This is a genomic window from Blautia wexlerae DSM 19850, from assembly GCF_025148125.1.
Taxonomy (GTDB): Bacteria; Bacillota; Clostridia; order Lachnospirales; family Lachnospiraceae; genus Blautia_A; species Blautia_A wexlerae.
The window spans coordinates 1,836,190-1,853,370 of the sequence record NZ_CP102267.1 but is presented as its reverse complement, the minus strand read 5'-3'; the positions used below and the strand labels follow the sequence as shown (position 1 = coordinate 1,853,370).

General features: G+C 37.5%; 14 protein-coding genes and 1 pseudogene. All 15 read right to left on the bottom strand.

Translation table 11 applies throughout. From position 1 onward, the window contains the following. Nucleotides 1-32: 32 nt before the first annotated feature. Complete coding sequence (locus NQ550_RS08645; protein ID WP_025579545.1) at nucleotides 33-3,506, bottom strand: HD domain-containing protein; 3,474 nt, start codon at nucleotides 3,504-3,506, stop codon at nucleotides 33-35. An 11-nt stretch (nucleotides 3,507-3,517) separates the two neighbouring features. Continuing rightward, on the bottom strand, nucleotides 3,518-4,300 hold the full coding sequence (locus NQ550_RS08640; protein WP_172730333.1) for a hypothetical protein: 783 nt from the start codon (nucleotides 4,298-4,300) through the stop codon (nucleotides 3,518-3,520). Between the two features lie 30 nt (nucleotides 4,301-4,330). After that, nucleotides 4,331-6,256, bottom strand: coding sequence for a hypothetical protein (locus NQ550_RS08635; protein ID WP_172730332.1), 1,926 nt, complete (start codon nucleotides 6,254-6,256; stop codon nucleotides 4,331-4,333). Between the two features lie 373 nt (nucleotides 6,257-6,629). Then, nucleotides 6,630-7,145 carry an antiterminator LoaP gene (gene loaP, locus NQ550_RS08630; RefSeq protein ID WP_025579541.1) on the bottom strand — a complete coding sequence of 172 codons (516 nt, stop codon included), beginning with the start codon at nucleotides 7,143-7,145 and terminating at the stop codon, nucleotides 6,630-6,632. Nucleotides 7,146-7,327: 182 nt separating this feature from the next. Continuing rightward, complete coding sequence (locus NQ550_RS08625) at nucleotides 7,328-7,528, bottom strand: hypothetical protein (RefSeq protein ID WP_044996574.1); 201 nt, start codon at nucleotides 7,526-7,528, stop codon at nucleotides 7,328-7,330. A 231-nt stretch (nucleotides 7,529-7,759) separates the two neighbouring features. Beyond that, nucleotides 7,760-7,924: pseudogene (locus NQ550_RS08620) on the bottom strand (nucleotidyltransferase); the annotation flags it as partial. A gap of 3 nt (nucleotides 7,925-7,927) precedes the next feature. Continuing rightward, entirely contained in the window at nucleotides 7,928-8,455 is a 528-nt protein-coding gene (locus tag NQ550_RS08615) for a VanZ family protein (RefSeq protein WP_025580016.1), read from the bottom strand. Then, a complete protein-coding gene (locus NQ550_RS08610) occupies nucleotides 8,452-9,840 on the bottom strand; it encodes a DUF4062 domain-containing protein (protein ID WP_259839811.1) in 1,389 nt (462 codons plus the stop codon). The genes NQ550_RS08615 and NQ550_RS08610 overlap by 4 nt, the downstream gene beginning before the upstream one ends. Before the next feature lie 730 nt (nucleotides 9,841-10,570). Next, nucleotides 10,571-11,233: a DUF6444 domain-containing protein gene (locus NQ550_RS08605; protein WP_242833632.1), complete on the bottom strand. Its 663-nt coding sequence runs from the start codon at nucleotides 11,231-11,233 to the stop codon at nucleotides 10,571-10,573. Nucleotides 11,234-11,308: 75 nt separating this feature from the next. Beyond that, nucleotides 11,309-11,842: a hypothetical protein gene (locus NQ550_RS08600; RefSeq protein ID WP_025579983.1), complete on the bottom strand. Its 534-nt coding sequence runs from the start codon at nucleotides 11,840-11,842 to the stop codon at nucleotides 11,309-11,311. Continuing rightward, nucleotides 11,835-12,056 (bottom strand): hypothetical protein, encoded by a 222-nt coding sequence (locus NQ550_RS08595; protein WP_147412352.1) that lies wholly within the window; start codon nucleotides 12,054-12,056, stop codon nucleotides 11,835-11,837. The genes NQ550_RS08600 and NQ550_RS08595 overlap by 8 nt, the downstream gene beginning before the upstream one ends. Before the next feature lie 10 nt (nucleotides 12,057-12,066). Further along, on the bottom strand, nucleotides 12,067-13,002 hold the full coding sequence (locus NQ550_RS08590) for a hypothetical protein (protein ID WP_025579987.1): 936 nt from the start codon (nucleotides 13,000-13,002) through the stop codon (nucleotides 12,067-12,069). 416 nt (nucleotides 13,003-13,418) lie between these two features. Then, on the bottom strand, nucleotides 13,419-14,336 hold the full coding sequence (locus NQ550_RS08585; protein ID WP_025579988.1) for a tyrosine-type recombinase/integrase: 918 nt from the start codon (nucleotides 14,334-14,336) through the stop codon (nucleotides 13,419-13,421). Nucleotides 14,337-14,493: 157 nt separating this feature from the next. After that, complete coding sequence (locus tag NQ550_RS08580; protein WP_025579989.1) at nucleotides 14,494-15,963, bottom strand: hypothetical protein; 1,470 nt, start codon at nucleotides 15,961-15,963, stop codon at nucleotides 14,494-14,496. 12 nt (nucleotides 15,964-15,975) lie between these two features. Then, nucleotides 15,976-17,013 (bottom strand): nucleoid-associated protein, encoded by a 1,038-nt coding sequence (locus NQ550_RS08575; RefSeq protein WP_025579991.1) that lies wholly within the window; start codon nucleotides 17,011-17,013, stop codon nucleotides 15,976-15,978. Between the last annotated feature and the right edge of the window lie 168 nt (nucleotides 17,014-17,181).

The window sequence follows — 17,181 nt, the reverse complement described above, 5'->3', positions numbered from 1 at the left end:
TAACCGTTTCTGTCCAGTCATACCCTTTTCTTTCATTTGCAACAATCTATATATGCCTTCAGAAACTCTTTACATAATTCTTTGTACTGTTGTGTAATAGCACCTCTCTGCTGAAAACTCTTTTTATTTACACCATGCCTCATGGTCCACTGCACTGCCCGCTCCCATGCCGGGTTATTTAACACATAATCCCAAAAGTTCTGCTCCCTCTCTATTCCGTTATTTTCTGTATCTATATCAGGAATATTAATCTTAATAAACCATTTTTTCATCACTCCGTAAATATCTACATTAAATGGAAACAGTATTACTTTATGATTTTCGAGATACTCTTCTGTTAAATCATTGTTAAGCGGAGCTTTCCTGACATATAATTCTGAAAATTTTCTGTCATATTCCTTACCCACCACAATATAATATTTTTCTTGTTTTATTGCCATAAGCAAGATTTCTCTTAAATCGTTTTGTTCTTCTGTGTCAGTATTCTGTTCCTTTTTCAAGTTGTATCCTGGATCATACACTGACAGAACCATGTCTTCCTGATCAATACTTTGAATTTTAAACAATTCTCTATTAACACTCTTTTTCTCTATGAATTCTTCAAGAATATTGACCAGAATCGGATCGGTAATAATATAATTCGGATCTGCTTTCGTTTTTACAGTTTTCTTTAAATAATTTTCTGTTTTTTCTCTTATATTCAGCCCATATTTACTGGTTTTTTCCACTTCTTCAGAAGCTTCTTCATTCATTATGGAAACAATATCCAAAATTTTTTCAGCTTTACTCTGAAGATCAGTCCTGTTAACCTTCCATACAATCATTTTATCTTCTGATGAAAACCATTCGTATACATCATTGAAAGTAACATGGACACTATCCTCCAGCTTATATTTCTTTGTATCTTTTTTCAAATGCTGCATAAAATATGTTGTGTCTGCCCATACATTTTGTTCACAAATATACGCTACATCCGAATTTTTCCCAAAATAAAGAACCCCCATTAATAATAAATATGGACTCCTGGAATTTTTCACTACATCAGACAACTGATTTTTAAGTCCAAGTTTCTTTATATGTTTTGCTACAATCTCCACATATAATTTAAAGCATTTCCATGCCAGTTCCTCAAACCTGCCATTCATTTTCTCAGTAAAATGACTTCTACTTATCAATAGACAATCAGAGGCATTCATTCCCATAATATCCATACTCACCGGAATATATCTGGATATCAGATTGTCTTCCTTTCTATTTTTAATAGTTTTATTCCTTACCAGAACACCCTTATAACAGAACTTATCGCTTATCATCTGATCAGAAAACAATTCTGCATCATTTTCCATTTGAACAAAAACTTGTTCATCTCTCATCCAGAAACAAGCCTCACTCATGTCATTCTTTAAGATATAATCTATATTACTACCAGTGTCTCTTAATATAGTCCCGGAATCCTTATCAAGAAATTGCTGCACATAAGAATCAACTACTTCACCGGATTCAGATTTGGATAACTTTTTCGATATTATTGCCACACGAACAGGAATAAAACTATTCGGAATCACCTCACCAATATATCTTGTGAGACATTTTTTTATATCCCGTAATATTCCATCATAATCAAAAACTCCATTACCTGTATTTAAAATACTCTCATAATGTCCTGATTCCTGAAGTTTACTCAAGAAATCCGCCCAGTCAACATCCAATATCAGTTCTGTACCAACCCGATTATCTGATAAGAAAACATAATTAATCTTTCCCAGCTGTCTGGGTGAATACAACTGAATATCCAATCCATGTTTCTCATTCATGCCTCTTGTTATAATTCTGATCCGGTTTGTCATCATAAAACCAGACTGAATACCTATCCCAAAACTACCTGTTGGCTGCATCCATATCGGCATACGTCCTATCTCTTCAAAGTATTTCTTACGTCCGCTCCATCCGGTTCCAATCACAGCCAAAGCCTTAAGGCATTCTTCATCCATACCTACACCTGAATCAATAATATGGACCCTCAATACTTCAGAACAAGATTTCTTTCCTACATCTGAAACGGCATATTCATCTTCCTGAACAAGCTCCACTCCAACTTTAATGGCATAGTCTTTTAAATTAACGTAATCCAGACTAGAAAGAGTTTCATCTACATGTCCATTTTCATCAGCAGTAAAAACATGCATATTTTCTTCTTGTTTCCATTTCAACCATAACATCAGCTTCGTAGCATCCATAGCATTCTGTATATATTCTCGCAGAAATACCAATTGTTCTTCATACAGCTTATCACCGATAAGGACACTCATAAAACGTTTGTTATCAACTTCGAAACGCGCCTTTCCAAAACTCTCGTATTTTTCACCATTCAGATAAATCTCAAGATTACAATAATTGAATGTGCATCCTTCCATTTCTTTCGGTGCCACACGATTCCAGTTAGAAGTAATATTCCCGATATCCTCTCTAATATACTGAAACCACTGATCCATAATTTTGCACACTTCATAATCAGTAGTATACGCTTTTGCCTGAATCTTTCGCTCTGTGACAAGAAAATGTGAGATGGATAAATGTTTCTGCAAATGTTTCATACTTGTTTTTGGCAATGCCCCAAAATGCTGCAGAAGCATACTATCAAACCGGTTATTATCCAGGTCCAGCAAATCTCCAATACGAAGCAGTAACGCTATAAACTGCGGATGTATTCTTTCAGTTCCAAACCCAATCGTCTCCTTAGGCAGTTCCGAAAAAATATAATCCAGATCTTTACCATGAGAATATACTACTTTTCCAAGTAAATTATAAAGACGGTTTTCAGCGACTTCTATACCTATAGTTTTAGACAGATTCTCAAAAAACTTTTTACTACGTTCCTCATGATGGCATCTAATATAATCTGCCGTAATCATCATCACATTTTTCTTAACAACAACAGGCCAGTCGTTTGTCAGTTCATATATCTGAAATACGTTTTCGCTCTCATCAATTCCATCTAATTTTTCTTTATTATGCAGTACATTATGTAGCTGGCGACAATATTGGAGTGCTTCCTGCATATCAGATTCCGGATTATTACAAATATTATCCAGATACTTCTGAAATTCCCTGTCATCCCGCCAGAGTTCCAAAGCTTCCTGATGCTGAATCACCATTCCAATATCATGACCATACGCCGCATTCAGCAAGAGCCATGCATTTCCAATTCCGAATCTTTCTATTCTCCATCTTCCCAATAACATCTCTATAGATTCAATTATCGTTCTGGAATGTTCCTGATCATGCACACTATAATTAGGAAAATCATGCGCTATGATGGAAGTCTGATGTATATATCTGTTTTTAGTATTCTGCCACTCATAATAAATCTGTATTTTTCTATTATCCGATGCACATTTCTGAGAAAAAATCTTCTCCAGATAAGTATCCGCATTAATACATATCTTAACATTGTTCTGATTTCCTTCATTAATTACGTTAGTGATTATCATATCATTATCATTCATAGTCTTTCTCCTCACATCTCGGTTATATTCAATACATTGTCACGAATCCCTTTAATAATTTGATTTTTGCATATACTGATTCCAGATGATAATTTATTACCTTCTTCCGCCAAATCAATTTGTTCTGTTAATTTCTCAATTATTGCAAAAAAATGAAGTACAAATAGCTCTTCTATACGTATTCTATCTGCTTCATCTGTCACTGCTTCCCAGAGATCCCGATAATTCTGACGATAAGATTCATTGATTTTCATATCAGCATCAGTCTGAAACAAGAGATAATATATAATTACCAACCCATTTTCTTTCACTTCTAAATACAATCCATCTGCATATCTCTCGCATATCTCACACCATCTTCTGATAAGGTACTCCCCTTCCCGAAACATACAGGCAGACAAAATAATAACATCTGTTTCCGGTTTTAATTCTGTTTCATTAAAACATTCTGTTATTTTATATCCGGATCTACCATTATCTTTAAGACTTTCTGCAATCTTTTTTAACAATGGATTTGTGCAGTAATATTTCTGATTTTTATTATAATCTATCTCCTTCAAAAATACTTCCTCATCCCATGCCATATTATTACACGCCGCTGCCTTTCGAAATAATTCCGGATATAAATACACTGGAACATAATACTCCTCAGGATGAATACAACCTTTCCCCATATCCATCAGTTTAATAGTACATTCCATATAAAAATTCTGAATCGCCGCAATAAATAACCGTATACTACGTTTCACTAAAAACACCACCTCTATTTTTTGTAATAAAAAAAGACCTAACAATCGCGTTAAGTCTTTTTATATAGTTATTTGCTACAAAATTCCAATATACTTCAAATCTTCTCCCCATGAATCAGAAAATTCATCTATCCATTTACGAAAAATTCTCTCCATCAGTCTATCTCTGTTATCCTGCATAAGCATTCTCTTATTTTTTATGAGTGTGTCCATATCTGTACGTTCATCACTGTAATATAAACTTCCCCATTCCAGTTCCTCCGCAGATACAAACACATTTAAATAGCCATGATCTTCCATCCAACTTTCCAGTTCATGGAACATATATGAGATAAGATTAAAATAAAGTCGTCTGCTCTTCTTACTGTCATACTGACAGATTTTTTCACAATTATGATAGAAAACTTCCACAATAAATTGAATATATGAATTACGAAACGGCAAAACAACATCACTATTCTCGCCATAGCGATATCCTCGATAAATAATATTATCCTCTACTCTCAAACTGTTTCCAATCACACTCTGGTCTGTCATCTGAAGAATAACACTCAAAAGCATCTGCTTTCTTGTCTGAAAGTCCTTATCTGATGTTTTATGAAAAACATAATCCTCTATTTCTTCTATAGGTGTAAATATATTATCCGCTTTTTGTCTCTTTTTTCTAAGAATCTCAAGTCTAATCTGAGCAAGTAATCCCGGAATATCATTTTTAATATGTTCATATTCAATATTCCTGAACTCATTCTGTCTCAGAATCTTTGTAACTGGTTTCAAATTTCGAATACGTTCAAGAAATTCTTCCGGTTTCCATTCGCTTAATTTACCTGTATATTTAATAAAATCTTCCGAAAAACTCTCACCCATAAATTGCTGATCAAGCATTAGTTGACAATTCGTAACCTTAGAAACCATTGTCCTAAATGCACTATACACATATAAAGAAAAGAAAAACACATTCGCTCTAAAAACAGCTATACCTAACTGCTTCATACTAACTGCGTTCTCCTCTACAGCTTCTTTTTCTTTTAACTGTCTATATACCTTTTTCTTCTGTTTCAGATAATTAGTGTTCATATACAAACAATTAAAGATTGCCCATGCATCTTCAAAGCTTATAGAATCCATCACTGCAAAAGGCGTAAATATCATCTGTACATTATCACCTGCTTCCTCATATCTGCATTTAACGATCAACTCTGGTGCATAATCTCCCAAAGTCTTAACTACGTATGGATTATAATATTGGAAAAAACCGCACTTTATCTCTTCGTCACCTGTAACAGAATCCAGGCGATCCGGCCATAAATACGAGTTATCCACATATTTCCATTGAGTTCCTCCAGCAGCACACAATCCTCTGAAAATCTCTCGCTGAAAACTGATAATATATGGATTACCTGTTGTTTCTTCCCTATTTTCTTCAATAGCAGGTCTGATAAACGGAAGCTCTATCACATATGGTATCATCTCCTGCTGATACATAAAAATTTCCTGTGACGAAATCCATCCTATTTCATCAATACCAACATAATAGCAAATTGTCAATGATTCAAAAAATCTTTCTACTAAAGCAGAATCATCCTCCTGCATCATAAGTTTATTCTTTAATTCCAGCTTGGATTCCGGTGCACATGCTACAACCATCTTAATCTCAAGATTCGGATTCATTCTCATGATGAATTCATATATCTGATAAAGAGAGCGTCCTGTATTCACAGTATCATCAAATACATAAACAGTATGATATTGATCATCTAAAGTACTTATGGATTCCTTAATGACAAAACGATTGCTCAAAACCACCAGACTGCCATATTTCTTATCCCAATCCCGAAGACAGCTACGTAAACTCCGGTATAGCCAGTATGCTTTTCGGCACATAAAAATAACCGGTGCATTCTCAGCAACCGCTTTGTCTAAAACATCTATCAATGCCCTGATCGTCAGTTTTCCTCTTTTATCTCTCTCATATAAACTGTATATGCTCCTTTCTGTCATATCCATTGCTCCCTTTCTGCTATATCCATTGCTCCCTTTCTGTCTTGTACCACTCCCTACACAATATGCAAATGTGCATATTTTTATGCACATTTGCAAATTACTTAATAATATACCAGTTACCCAATTTTGTCAATGATTTATGTTCGACTTTTTCAACAAAAAAAGTGTACAAAGTACCATTCCACTATGTCACAAGTGAATAAATATAATAGTACTATGTCCACTTCTCTTCTTAAACGCGACACTGCGACGATTTAAGCCCTCCGCTTTTATCCATGTACTATATTATATCAATTTTCCAATATTATTCAACATTTTTCGCGAAATTTCTGTCAAATTGCCATATTTCATTCCAAATCACCGGACTGTCTCATTTAATCTTAGAAATAATCTCCAATCCAATCTCTACATCCATGCTCCTTCCAAACATTTCTATAGCAATATGGGCTTTTCGCTTATGCCTGTCAATCTTCTTTATACAATCTTCCATACCCTTTAATGGTCCATCAAATACTTTGACATAAGCATTCTCAATAACTCCTGTAGACATGCGTACCAATTGTTCTTCTCTTCCCAGTTTCAGAAGCAAATCCACTTCCTCTCCTGATAACGGAACAATTTGTTCCCCTGTCCTCAATAATCTGATCATTCCTGTTACTTTTCTGAGACTATCCATAAGCTGTTTCAAATCAGAAGTAACCAAAAACACATATCCCGGAAAAAGTACTGTTTCCTGAATATGCCACTCACCCTGAAACCGCTTCTTCTGCTGATAGTATGGAACAAAGCAGTGTTCCAATATATTACTGCTGATTAACCGCAGACACTGGCATCGGGCATTTTCTTCAGTACCTGCCCGCACCTGCATTACATACCATAGCGACATTAACATTCCTCACCCTTCATTAAGAACATAGGTAACGTGAACTTCCTGAAAAATTTTGCAATCATCTCTTTTAATCTGCATGTTCTCATCTTCACTAACAGAAGATTTACTTCTCTGCATTTCCACCAGCCTTGCTGGTTTCGGCTTATAGGACTTTTTCTTTAGACGTTCTATAAGAGCGTTTATGTTTTCTTCCAGACTTCTCCCCTATTCCTCTTTGATATGGTTTCGCAGGTCAGAACTGTGAGGAACAGTTCTCTCTCGACTTCCCTCTGGTATTTATTTTTGTTCATACCTTCCTTGGTACTATTCGGACCTCCGACTACCTGCATTTCTTTTACCATCCTTCTTCTGGTTGTCAGGCATACTTTCTGTTTACACACGTTGTCTTCCATCCAGACCACGATGTCGACCCTCTGGTGACTTTAGGATTTCGGTGCTCAATAGCTATCCCTGTTATCTTGCTGTCTACGCTTAGCCTGCAACGTTACCGCGACAGACTCAAGACTCGCTTCAAATGCTGTGGTTAGCAGCTTATTTGATGGGGCTTCCACCCACCGGACTATATACCCTTAGCTGGACGCACGGTCTGACCACAATGCTCACTGCCTTCAGCGGACAACGAAGATTATCTTGTTAAATCCGGCTTCGATGGCATCATGGATGGAATAGTCCATAATAATCTCATCATGTAATCCCACCGGCTCCAATTGCTTGATTCCTCCGCCGAAGCGTGAGCCGATACCGGCTGCCATAATCAGTAATGTTGTGTTTTTCATATGCTATTTCCTCCATTTGAAAATCAATCGCCAAAATGTATATCCAGCCACACCACCCAGTACATTCATAATTACATCATCTGTCTGCAGATATCCCCGCTGTGTCACAAACTGTATCAGTTCAATGCCAGCGCTGAGTCCAGTCAGCACCAGAACGGCTGTGCGAAATTCCCGCAGTCCTCTATGCAACATCGGAAGAAACACCCCTACGGGCAGGAACATAATCATATTCTCAATCTCATGCGCTCTGCTCTGCGCTGTTGTTCCCCAGGTGCTGAAAGGAATCAAATCAGCGGCAGTTCTGCTTCCCGGTTCTCGTGACAGCAGTGTGACCTGAAGCAAAACCGCTCCGTAAAATGCCAGAAACATACTCTTACCTAGCAGCGAAACATAGTTGCTCCGCTTTTCCTTGTCCATGATTCGACTGTGGTTTAATACTGTTAAAGCCAGGGCAGTACAAACTGCAGCCGCCAATCCATATTTCAGATATGGAAATGTATCGCAGATATCATGCAAAATAATCTCTATCATTCCGTGTCCTCTGCCAATACTTCAACCTTGATTTTCCCCACTACCGCATCCGGAAACTGCCGACACTGATAAGCCACTTTTATATCCGCTTCTCCCACTTTCTTCGGAATCATATAAATCTTTTTAAATTCAACCATTCTTCCTTGCAGCAGCTTGTCCAAATGCAGTACAACATCTCCATCTTCCACTCTACGGTAAAAATCTTTGTTAAATGGTGTAAGCAGCGACACCGGAACATTCATCAGCTCTGACGGATACGCCAAACCGGAAGCTAAAAATACCCTGCTTGCACAGTCAAACGCATTCTGCATCTCAAGGGACGGTATCTTATGGATGGCTTTCTTCTGTCTGGCCGCATGGAACGGGTCTGAAATAGTGCTAAACTTCGAAAGAGATTCCCACTCATCCTCATCAATCACCCATACATTTTCCGGCTCGTCCATGTCCACATAGATTTCTTCCGCCATCGCCTTTCCATCATTGTGCAGCGTAATCTTTAACTCTACCGCATTTTCCATGCAAAGAGACATCTTCCATTTTCGCAGATATGTTTCCAGCTCCTCTATATCCGGAATTCTCTTTTTAAATGCAGCTAATTCCTTTTCGCTTACCCAATTCTCCAAATCATTCGGAATCTTATGATTCAAGATATCTCTGGCATCCTGTTCGAATAGTTCAAAGGTCATTTCAGGCACATCGGGGTCTGTTACGGCAAAAGACATATTTTCATCCATATACTCCACATTATCCAGGACTGGCAACTTCGGCAGAATAAGCTGAATCTCATCCGCATCATTTATCTCTATCCACAGATTGGGACGCTTTTTATCCGTTTCTTCCTTCTCATTCGATGCCAGTTTCTTACAATCCGTCACAAACGGTTCATCCGTTATCACTGCTGTACGCAACTGATTCAGCAAAAGGTTCTTTAAGTCAGCGGCCCTTTTAAAAGTATGATACAATGCCTTATTTTCTACGGACTTTCGATATTCCTTTAGTTTTTCCAACTGTGTCCTGTCCGTATCCATCGGTATGTCTCTGTCGCAAAAATAAAGCATCACCGGTTTATTCGCTTTCAGATGATATTCAATCTCCTCCACCGTGCCACTGGCAAAACCTTCTGTCGGTGTCCCAAGCCTTGTCCAGAATATCGCAATCAGCATATCACTCCGCTCACAGAGCTGGCGATTCAGCGTCTCTTGTGGCGGACATCCCATACGGGCGGCAGAATCTTCTTCCCATCTCAATGGAAGAAACACGCATTTTCTCTCCGCTGTGTTATGGCGATTCCACTCCGCCAAAGCCTCCACAACCTTTGCTCGTTCCTTCGCCACATCAGATGGAGAGGCAATCATTACATTATATACATTTGCTTTATATGACATTTTCAACCTCCCACGGGGAAAAACTCACTGATTTTAATAGTGCCTGACTTGTCTATCACACACCACGCAGGGATTCCCCCTTGGATGACTGCCGCACAAATAGTGCGGCGAATATTTTATAAAACTTTTAAATTTTCTTTATAGAAAATTACCGATACCTGACCCCTTCTATCTTCTCAAACAATTGGAGTTGTCTCATAGTATCTGACCCTTGCAGCCTAAATATAACTGGCAATTTCCGTAAAAGAGAAGCCAGGAAGAAAGAATTCCATCCTATTTTTGTTTCAGCGCCCAATCCGTTCGGGCTGGCAGCAGACTTATATTAGTTGTGGGAAAGAAAATAGAAAACATGTAAATCGTATTTCTGGAATTTCTTTACAAGTCACCTCTGCAAAATTATATTTAGGTCTGGAACACCCATCAGATCGGGAAAACGATAAACAACAATTTTCGCCTCAATATGTTGGTTAAAACAGCCTTTATGAATTTTTCAGAGAACTTTAAGACTTAGTTTATTTACTTTATTCATACTTCATATGGTCTGACCCCAATGTGGTCACAGACATATACCTGACAGTTTTTCCCATTTTCCCTGGCATTTGTACAGTCTGTATGCATGACAGGAGAAAGCAGCATATCTGCGCAGACCTGCGTTCCGCTTCAGTTTTTAAAGCAAACTCCCGGTTTAGTCTGCTTATCATCCCCTTGGAAATATTCAGTTTTCCACCCGTCAGGTCAGACAGAAATCCCCTGCTCTTATCAATGGATGTACAGCATGTACACGTTCACCTGTCTGACTGTTGTAATAAACATCCGCATGGTATTCCGTTACATCCAGTACCATTCGGATATTTACCATCTGCTTTACAATGGTTTTTGCGGTCTTTTTAAAAGTACTGTCTTCCAGGACTTCTTCCGGTGGCGGAAGAAAAATGACTGGCTGTGTGGGCTCCTGTTTCCTGCGGCAGTGGCCTTTATGTCCTGGCTGTCCGCCTGGTTTCCTGCCTGTTTTTTCTCTGCTGTTTGTGATCTTTTTACGCTGCACTGCTTTTGAAGAGGGAATGGAAGAGTTTTCATAATCCCTGTTGATCTGGGCAGTCAGTTTCTGGTGCTTCCCTTTTTCATCTTCCAGCTGGGTCAGGACGTCATATAGCTTATGAAGAAGCTCTTTTTTCTTATCATACAGTTCATCACATTCACGTTCTGCTTTCAGGGCACGCTGCTCAAGCGCCTTTTTCTCTGCCTGCAGCTTTTTTATTTCCCGCAGATGTTCTTTCTGCATATCTTCGAATACTTCAAACCAGTAATTGTGGACACGGATCGTCTCCTGATGGCATCTGCAGATCTCCTGGTCACGCTCTTTGAGCATCCGTTCCAGGGAACGGATGCTCAAACTGTAGACAAACTTACTTTGATGATGTCATCAAAGTAAGTTTGTCTACAGTCTGAAAGGCTCCTTACGGAGCCTTTACTTGCCAGCTATAATTCTGCCTGCATCAAAGCCAAGCAACATCAATTCTATAGCCTGAGCATCAGTTTTTCTAAATTTAAGATAATAATACAATGTGTCTAAGAAATTCGTGAATGCTTCCTTTTTTTCTTTTGTAAGCGGTATGTTTATATTATCTCTTAATATGAAGCTAGCAATACGAGCTAATAAAAATTTCTCATTTATATATAGCCATTTATCATCTTCAAGCTGGGCTTTTAACTGCAGAGGCCGCCTTTTCAAAAGCCAGAACGTTTCGTATGCCTTGATTTTCACCTCATTAATGTGACCTATTTCCTGATAACTTTTTAATCTTTGAATATCAGAATAATAGTCCATAACAGCGTGATTCAGTGCCATTTGGTGAATAAAGACCTTATCCTGCAATTTATTGCTATCAATAAAGGCTTGCATCTCTGCTTGAAACTGCTTTATGCGATTCTTAATTGCTTCTTCCGTTATCTCATCAACAAGACCATTATAGTCAGTATAAATATTCTCAATATTACGCATTCTCACATCCTCGTAATTCATCTACCAGAAAATAATTTTTCGACATCAGAAAGTTACAAAATGCATCACATTCCACCTCTTCCATTTCACCAGTATGAATTCTTGCACTGTTCTTCAATTTATGGTTTCTTACCACACCTGACTTTATCTGTCTCATACTTTCATTGGCAAAATCTTCTGTCTCTTTTGAATAATAATTTTTTTCTGACATCATAAATTTCCTCTCATTCATATAATACATTTTGTATACATGCTGCAGCAGTATTATCATCTAACAAAGGTTCTTTCTCCTCAACAGGACAAGCCTTACTAATTTCGTCTTCTTCATCTACTATTTTTTGAGACTCATTTCCATCCGGTTCTGTCTTCACTCTTTGCAAATGCTCTTCTTCCAAACGCTTTACTTCACAAAAAAAGCTGCTCATCTCATCCGCTAGCCCCGTTAAACGATTCAGCAGACTGGTGTATTGCTGAAATAACATGTCATCCTGATAATATGGATAAACAATGTGGTGATCTATTTCACCCCATCCTTCCTCAAACAATGTCCTCACTTGAATCTCAATATAAACGCCATGATATTTAACGATATAATGTACTGATCGATATATCTTTTTATTTTTTATTTCATCAGGCGGAAGCACAGTTTCATATATCTCTCGTGCATCACCATCTCGAATATGAACCTTCGGCATTTCCGCCATATAAGTATGCTCTGTATCCTCGTCAAAATCCTTTAAGCAATCATCCAAATAGTACTGGGGATTATCTTCAATTTTTTCTTCAAGATATGCGTGAAATTTCTTCCAATCAGCTTTAAAAAGTATAAAACAACGAATTCCAATCAAGTCTGTAAGAAATTTTTCATAATTATCCTTATCCAGCGTTCTATACTTCTTATAATTCTCCTGTCGCTTTCTGATAATCTTTACAATTAAATGTTCTGCATCCTTCACTCTTGTTCGTATAGAATGAATACCATTTTCGGAAATGTTCATCAAGAACTCTTTCTGAAATTCAGCCAGTTTCTGTTCATATGAACTTCTCTTTTCGGAAAAGTCTTTATAAATATATTCAAGCTCTTCCCATTTAATATCAGCTACCTCAAATTCATCTTCAGAAATATTATATTTCTTTAATAGTTCATTTTTCGCAATCAATCGGTAATCCCACCCTCATAGTCAATACTTATATATGCCAAAACATCCCTGCAAAGTTCAATACTTCACAAGAATGCTGATAAGTCATAACATAAATCCCCTCGTAGTCTAATACGCTACAGCATCTATGCTTATTATTCAATTTGCAGCTATACAGATATAACTAAAAAAATTCTCCATTGCTTTATTATATCTAAAACATTTTCATTTTTCAACTTTTTTATCACATTTTATAACTTTTCTATGAACCATTTATGATAATGTCCTAATATACCACAAAGGAAAACGTCCCAATGTAGTATAATTGTAAACTTACGACTACTGGTTCACCTATATTTCCACAGAAAATCCAGTATTTATGCGGGTAAATCGATTTTAGTCGTAAATTCACTGGAAGTTCACATATTGGCAGAAAATCATGCCGCACCAACGATTTTCATATTATTCCGGGGATGCAGCTCTTTTAATATTTCAGCCTGTTTTTTAGCCGCAATATGTATATAAATCTGAGTTGTTTTTATGGAACTATGGCCCAAAATCTGCTGAACACAGCTTACATCTACGCCCTCCTCTATTAAATATGTCGCAAATGAATGACGAAACATATGAGGAGTAATATTTCTCTCGATCCCAGCCTGCTTTGTATACTTCTTCAGCATCAGCCGGATAGATTGTTCCGTATACCTGCTTTCTCTGTTGTTTACAAAAAAATAACCACTTTTCTTGATCGACTGCTCATTTTCATCGTAATATTTTTTCAAGACCTCTAAAATTGAAGTGTTGCTGATCTGTACATATCGTTCCTTCCCGCCTTTTCCCATAAGCCTGATCAAGCCCGTATTCAGATTAATGCTGTCGTCCCGGATGTTGGAGATTTCATACACTCTCGCCCCGGTTGCGAAAAACACTTCAATCACGGCTACATCACGCAGCATAAATTTACGGGATGCTTTATCGTTCTCATTCAGGCATTGATACATATGGTTCAAAAGCTTCTCTATTTCTTCCCTGGGAATGATTCTGGGGAGGGTTACTGTTTCCTTGAATTTGACTTTTATTTTCCGGAAAGGGCTTTCAGCAATGATTTCAGTTTCTTCTAAATAGTTATAAAACGCTTTTATTGATGCTATCTTCCGCTTTACAGTCTTTTGCTTGTAGCTCTTATGCAAATGCGTAACATACTCCTCAATCTTTTCCTTATCAGGTTCATCCACACATATATATTCGAAATACTGACGCAAGTCAATACGGTATGCTTTCAGTGTTTTCCTATCGAGTTCCTTTCGATATTCACAGTACTCCAAATATGCTGCCAGTTTATCTTCTAATCTCATTTTAGATTCCTCCTATCTGTTATAAGCATCATACTACCGTATTTGGCACTAATTTCAATAGGAGCAATTATTAAATATAAAATGCAAAAATATGTTCGGGCAAAAAATTTCCTGTGCCATTGACCTTTTCAATCAATGCGCAAGGGGATTTTTTTCTTTACTTACAGAACCGGCCAGCAATCTTTTTTAAAAAAGGAATTACAACCGGAGCTTCACTAATATATTCTACAATCACAAGAAGCACCAGAAGAAAAACAACCCATAGGAACAGATATATCTTTTCAGATTTTCCTATCGTCTTCTTCATATCTAAGATCAGATAGTCACCCCGAAAGCACTCCTGAATATCATCCTCGGTCAATATCTTATCGTAGGATTTTTTCAGTTTCTCATAACTTTCATAAACTTTATTCATCTGATACTTTGACTGCCCATAACAAATGAACAGATATACCACAGAACCCACCAGGACTAATTCCAGAATTACCGTGATATCTTTTGTAAAAATATTGTTCAACGGCTGGTCTGATACAATACCGGCTATGACCACTGTAAATAGGAAGCCAAATATTGCTATAACATTTGCTTTAAACTTATCAAGTAATTCTGTGGCGTATTCCCCGGTTCTCGACACAATGTCACTTATAAATTCTGCCACTTTGTTTTTCAGTTCAAGATACTGTCCTACGTTATCTTTCAAATACAGATTGTAATTAGACTGGATAGAGGAAAGAACTTTTTCGTCCAGGTTCAGCAGCGGCTCATATTTGCAATGCAGACAGATAATATTTCTTGCAATAATGGCTTTGTCAATAGAACTTCCGCCTGAATATATCCAGTCATATATTTTGTACAGCACCTGGTTTCCCGTTATCTCATTTAGACGGCATACATAATCAACAGAACGCTGTCCCATGATCTGCAGTTTCATCTGCCCGCCCTGAATCGTAGCATTGGATGCAATGAAGCCTGCTGCCAAAATTGTTTCCAGCTTCATGAACAATTCTTTGAATGGGTTTCCCTCATACCCTACTTCTATCTTAAAATCATCCGGCAGCAATCCATAGGAATCCTGGTTATAAAAGTACGTATTATCCCTACAAGCCAGCAAACGCTGTGTCCTGCTAAAATTACAATCAATCTCTCTATTCCCCACAGGAAGAAAATACATTGTTTTCGTATAAAAAATATTTGGACTGTCAAATAGTTCAAACACTATATTTTTCCCTGCCCCATCCAGAAACATAGAGAATGTTTTCAGCACGTCTTCCATAGATAAACCGACAATATCCTCCACAAACTTTTGGTATCGGTAAATTGAAAAGTGCCCATCTGCCAGTGTTTTATTTATCTCTATTTTTGTAAAAATCATCTCATCTTCCAGTGTCTCTTCAATAAACGCTCTGTACTCTGCTTCAGTTGAATTTTTCACTATTATGAAGGGATCTTCATTTTCCAACGACAAAAAAATTCTGACTTCATCCCTTGATGGAATCTTTTGTATGACCTCCATCAATTCTGAAAATCCTAAAGCCTGAGAAGATGGGAATGAAAAACAGGCGGAATAGAATTTCCTGCGTTCTTCTTCTTTCAATCCCAAAACCTTATCCCTTATATGCTCCAGCAAAGCAAATCCCTCCTATCTCCCCTCCCTACGCTCAAATGTCCGGAAGGTTATATCATTATCCATACGGATCTTGAGATACCGTTTGCCATCACCGTCCTCATATGCCTCAATGATGTCTTCCAAATCTTCAACCGCACTAGATACTTTGATCTGAATTCCGCTATATACATCATACGTTTTCTTCATTTTAGGCTTAATCATTGACAGAACTGGCTTAAACTGATGGTCAAAGTGTTGTTTTTCAGGCAGGTCGCACAGTTTCTGAATAAGTTCTTCTTTCTTTTCCGCCTTCATGTCGTTAGGGGAATAATTCTTAATCGTTTTATCTAACATTTCAGAAAAATCAAACTGCTCGACACTACTGAAATACAAGTACATTGCATTCCGGATTACCATATGGTCATATGGTGCATCTTTTTTCAGATTTCTGCTCAGTGTACTTTCTACGGCTTTAAACGCTCTCTTGGTATTAAGCTCATCACTTTGAAGTTCATTTAACTCCAGAAAATCATGCCACCAGTATTTCGCCACCGTATTAGAATATATTCTGGCTAAAAATTTCACAGAATTCAAATCATCAATCTCAAACAGGCAGGTTTTCCAGATCTTTTTTGTGTCCTTTGAAAAGCCTGATTTAATGCTGTAATCACTATCATCAAAGAAATCCGTATGCTCTACCTTCGCCAACAGAAACAGCACCTTCCCCTCATCCTCGATCAGAGCCAAGATCAGGCTTCCTTTCTGCACTCTAATATCCATACTGGCAATCTGCTCTTGTGCCTGTCTTTCCTTTCGGAGCAGGCGTTCTGCTATTATATCAATCCTTTGCAGAACTATTTCAGCCTCTGCCTGGTGCTTTATGATCTCTAATATACTGCTAATGACCTCTGTACCCGTTGATTGTGTTTTGTATTCCCTTACAGAAACATTCCCATTTATGTAAGAAATCAACTGTTCAATATACTCCCCAAACTTTGGCATAATATTTCTTGCTGAAATTTTATTGTTTTCATAATCAATCACCCTGATGGCCTGTGTAACGATTCTCATAAGCATATAACCTCTTTATCTTCCGCACTGAATAAACACTGAATCTCTTGTCTGAATTACTGCTATGTACTTCTTCATTTCACTGTAGCTTAAGTATACCACACACATGTAAAGCAAGCAAAAGAATTTACTGTTATCTTTGCCATGGTATCCACAAATATAATAGAT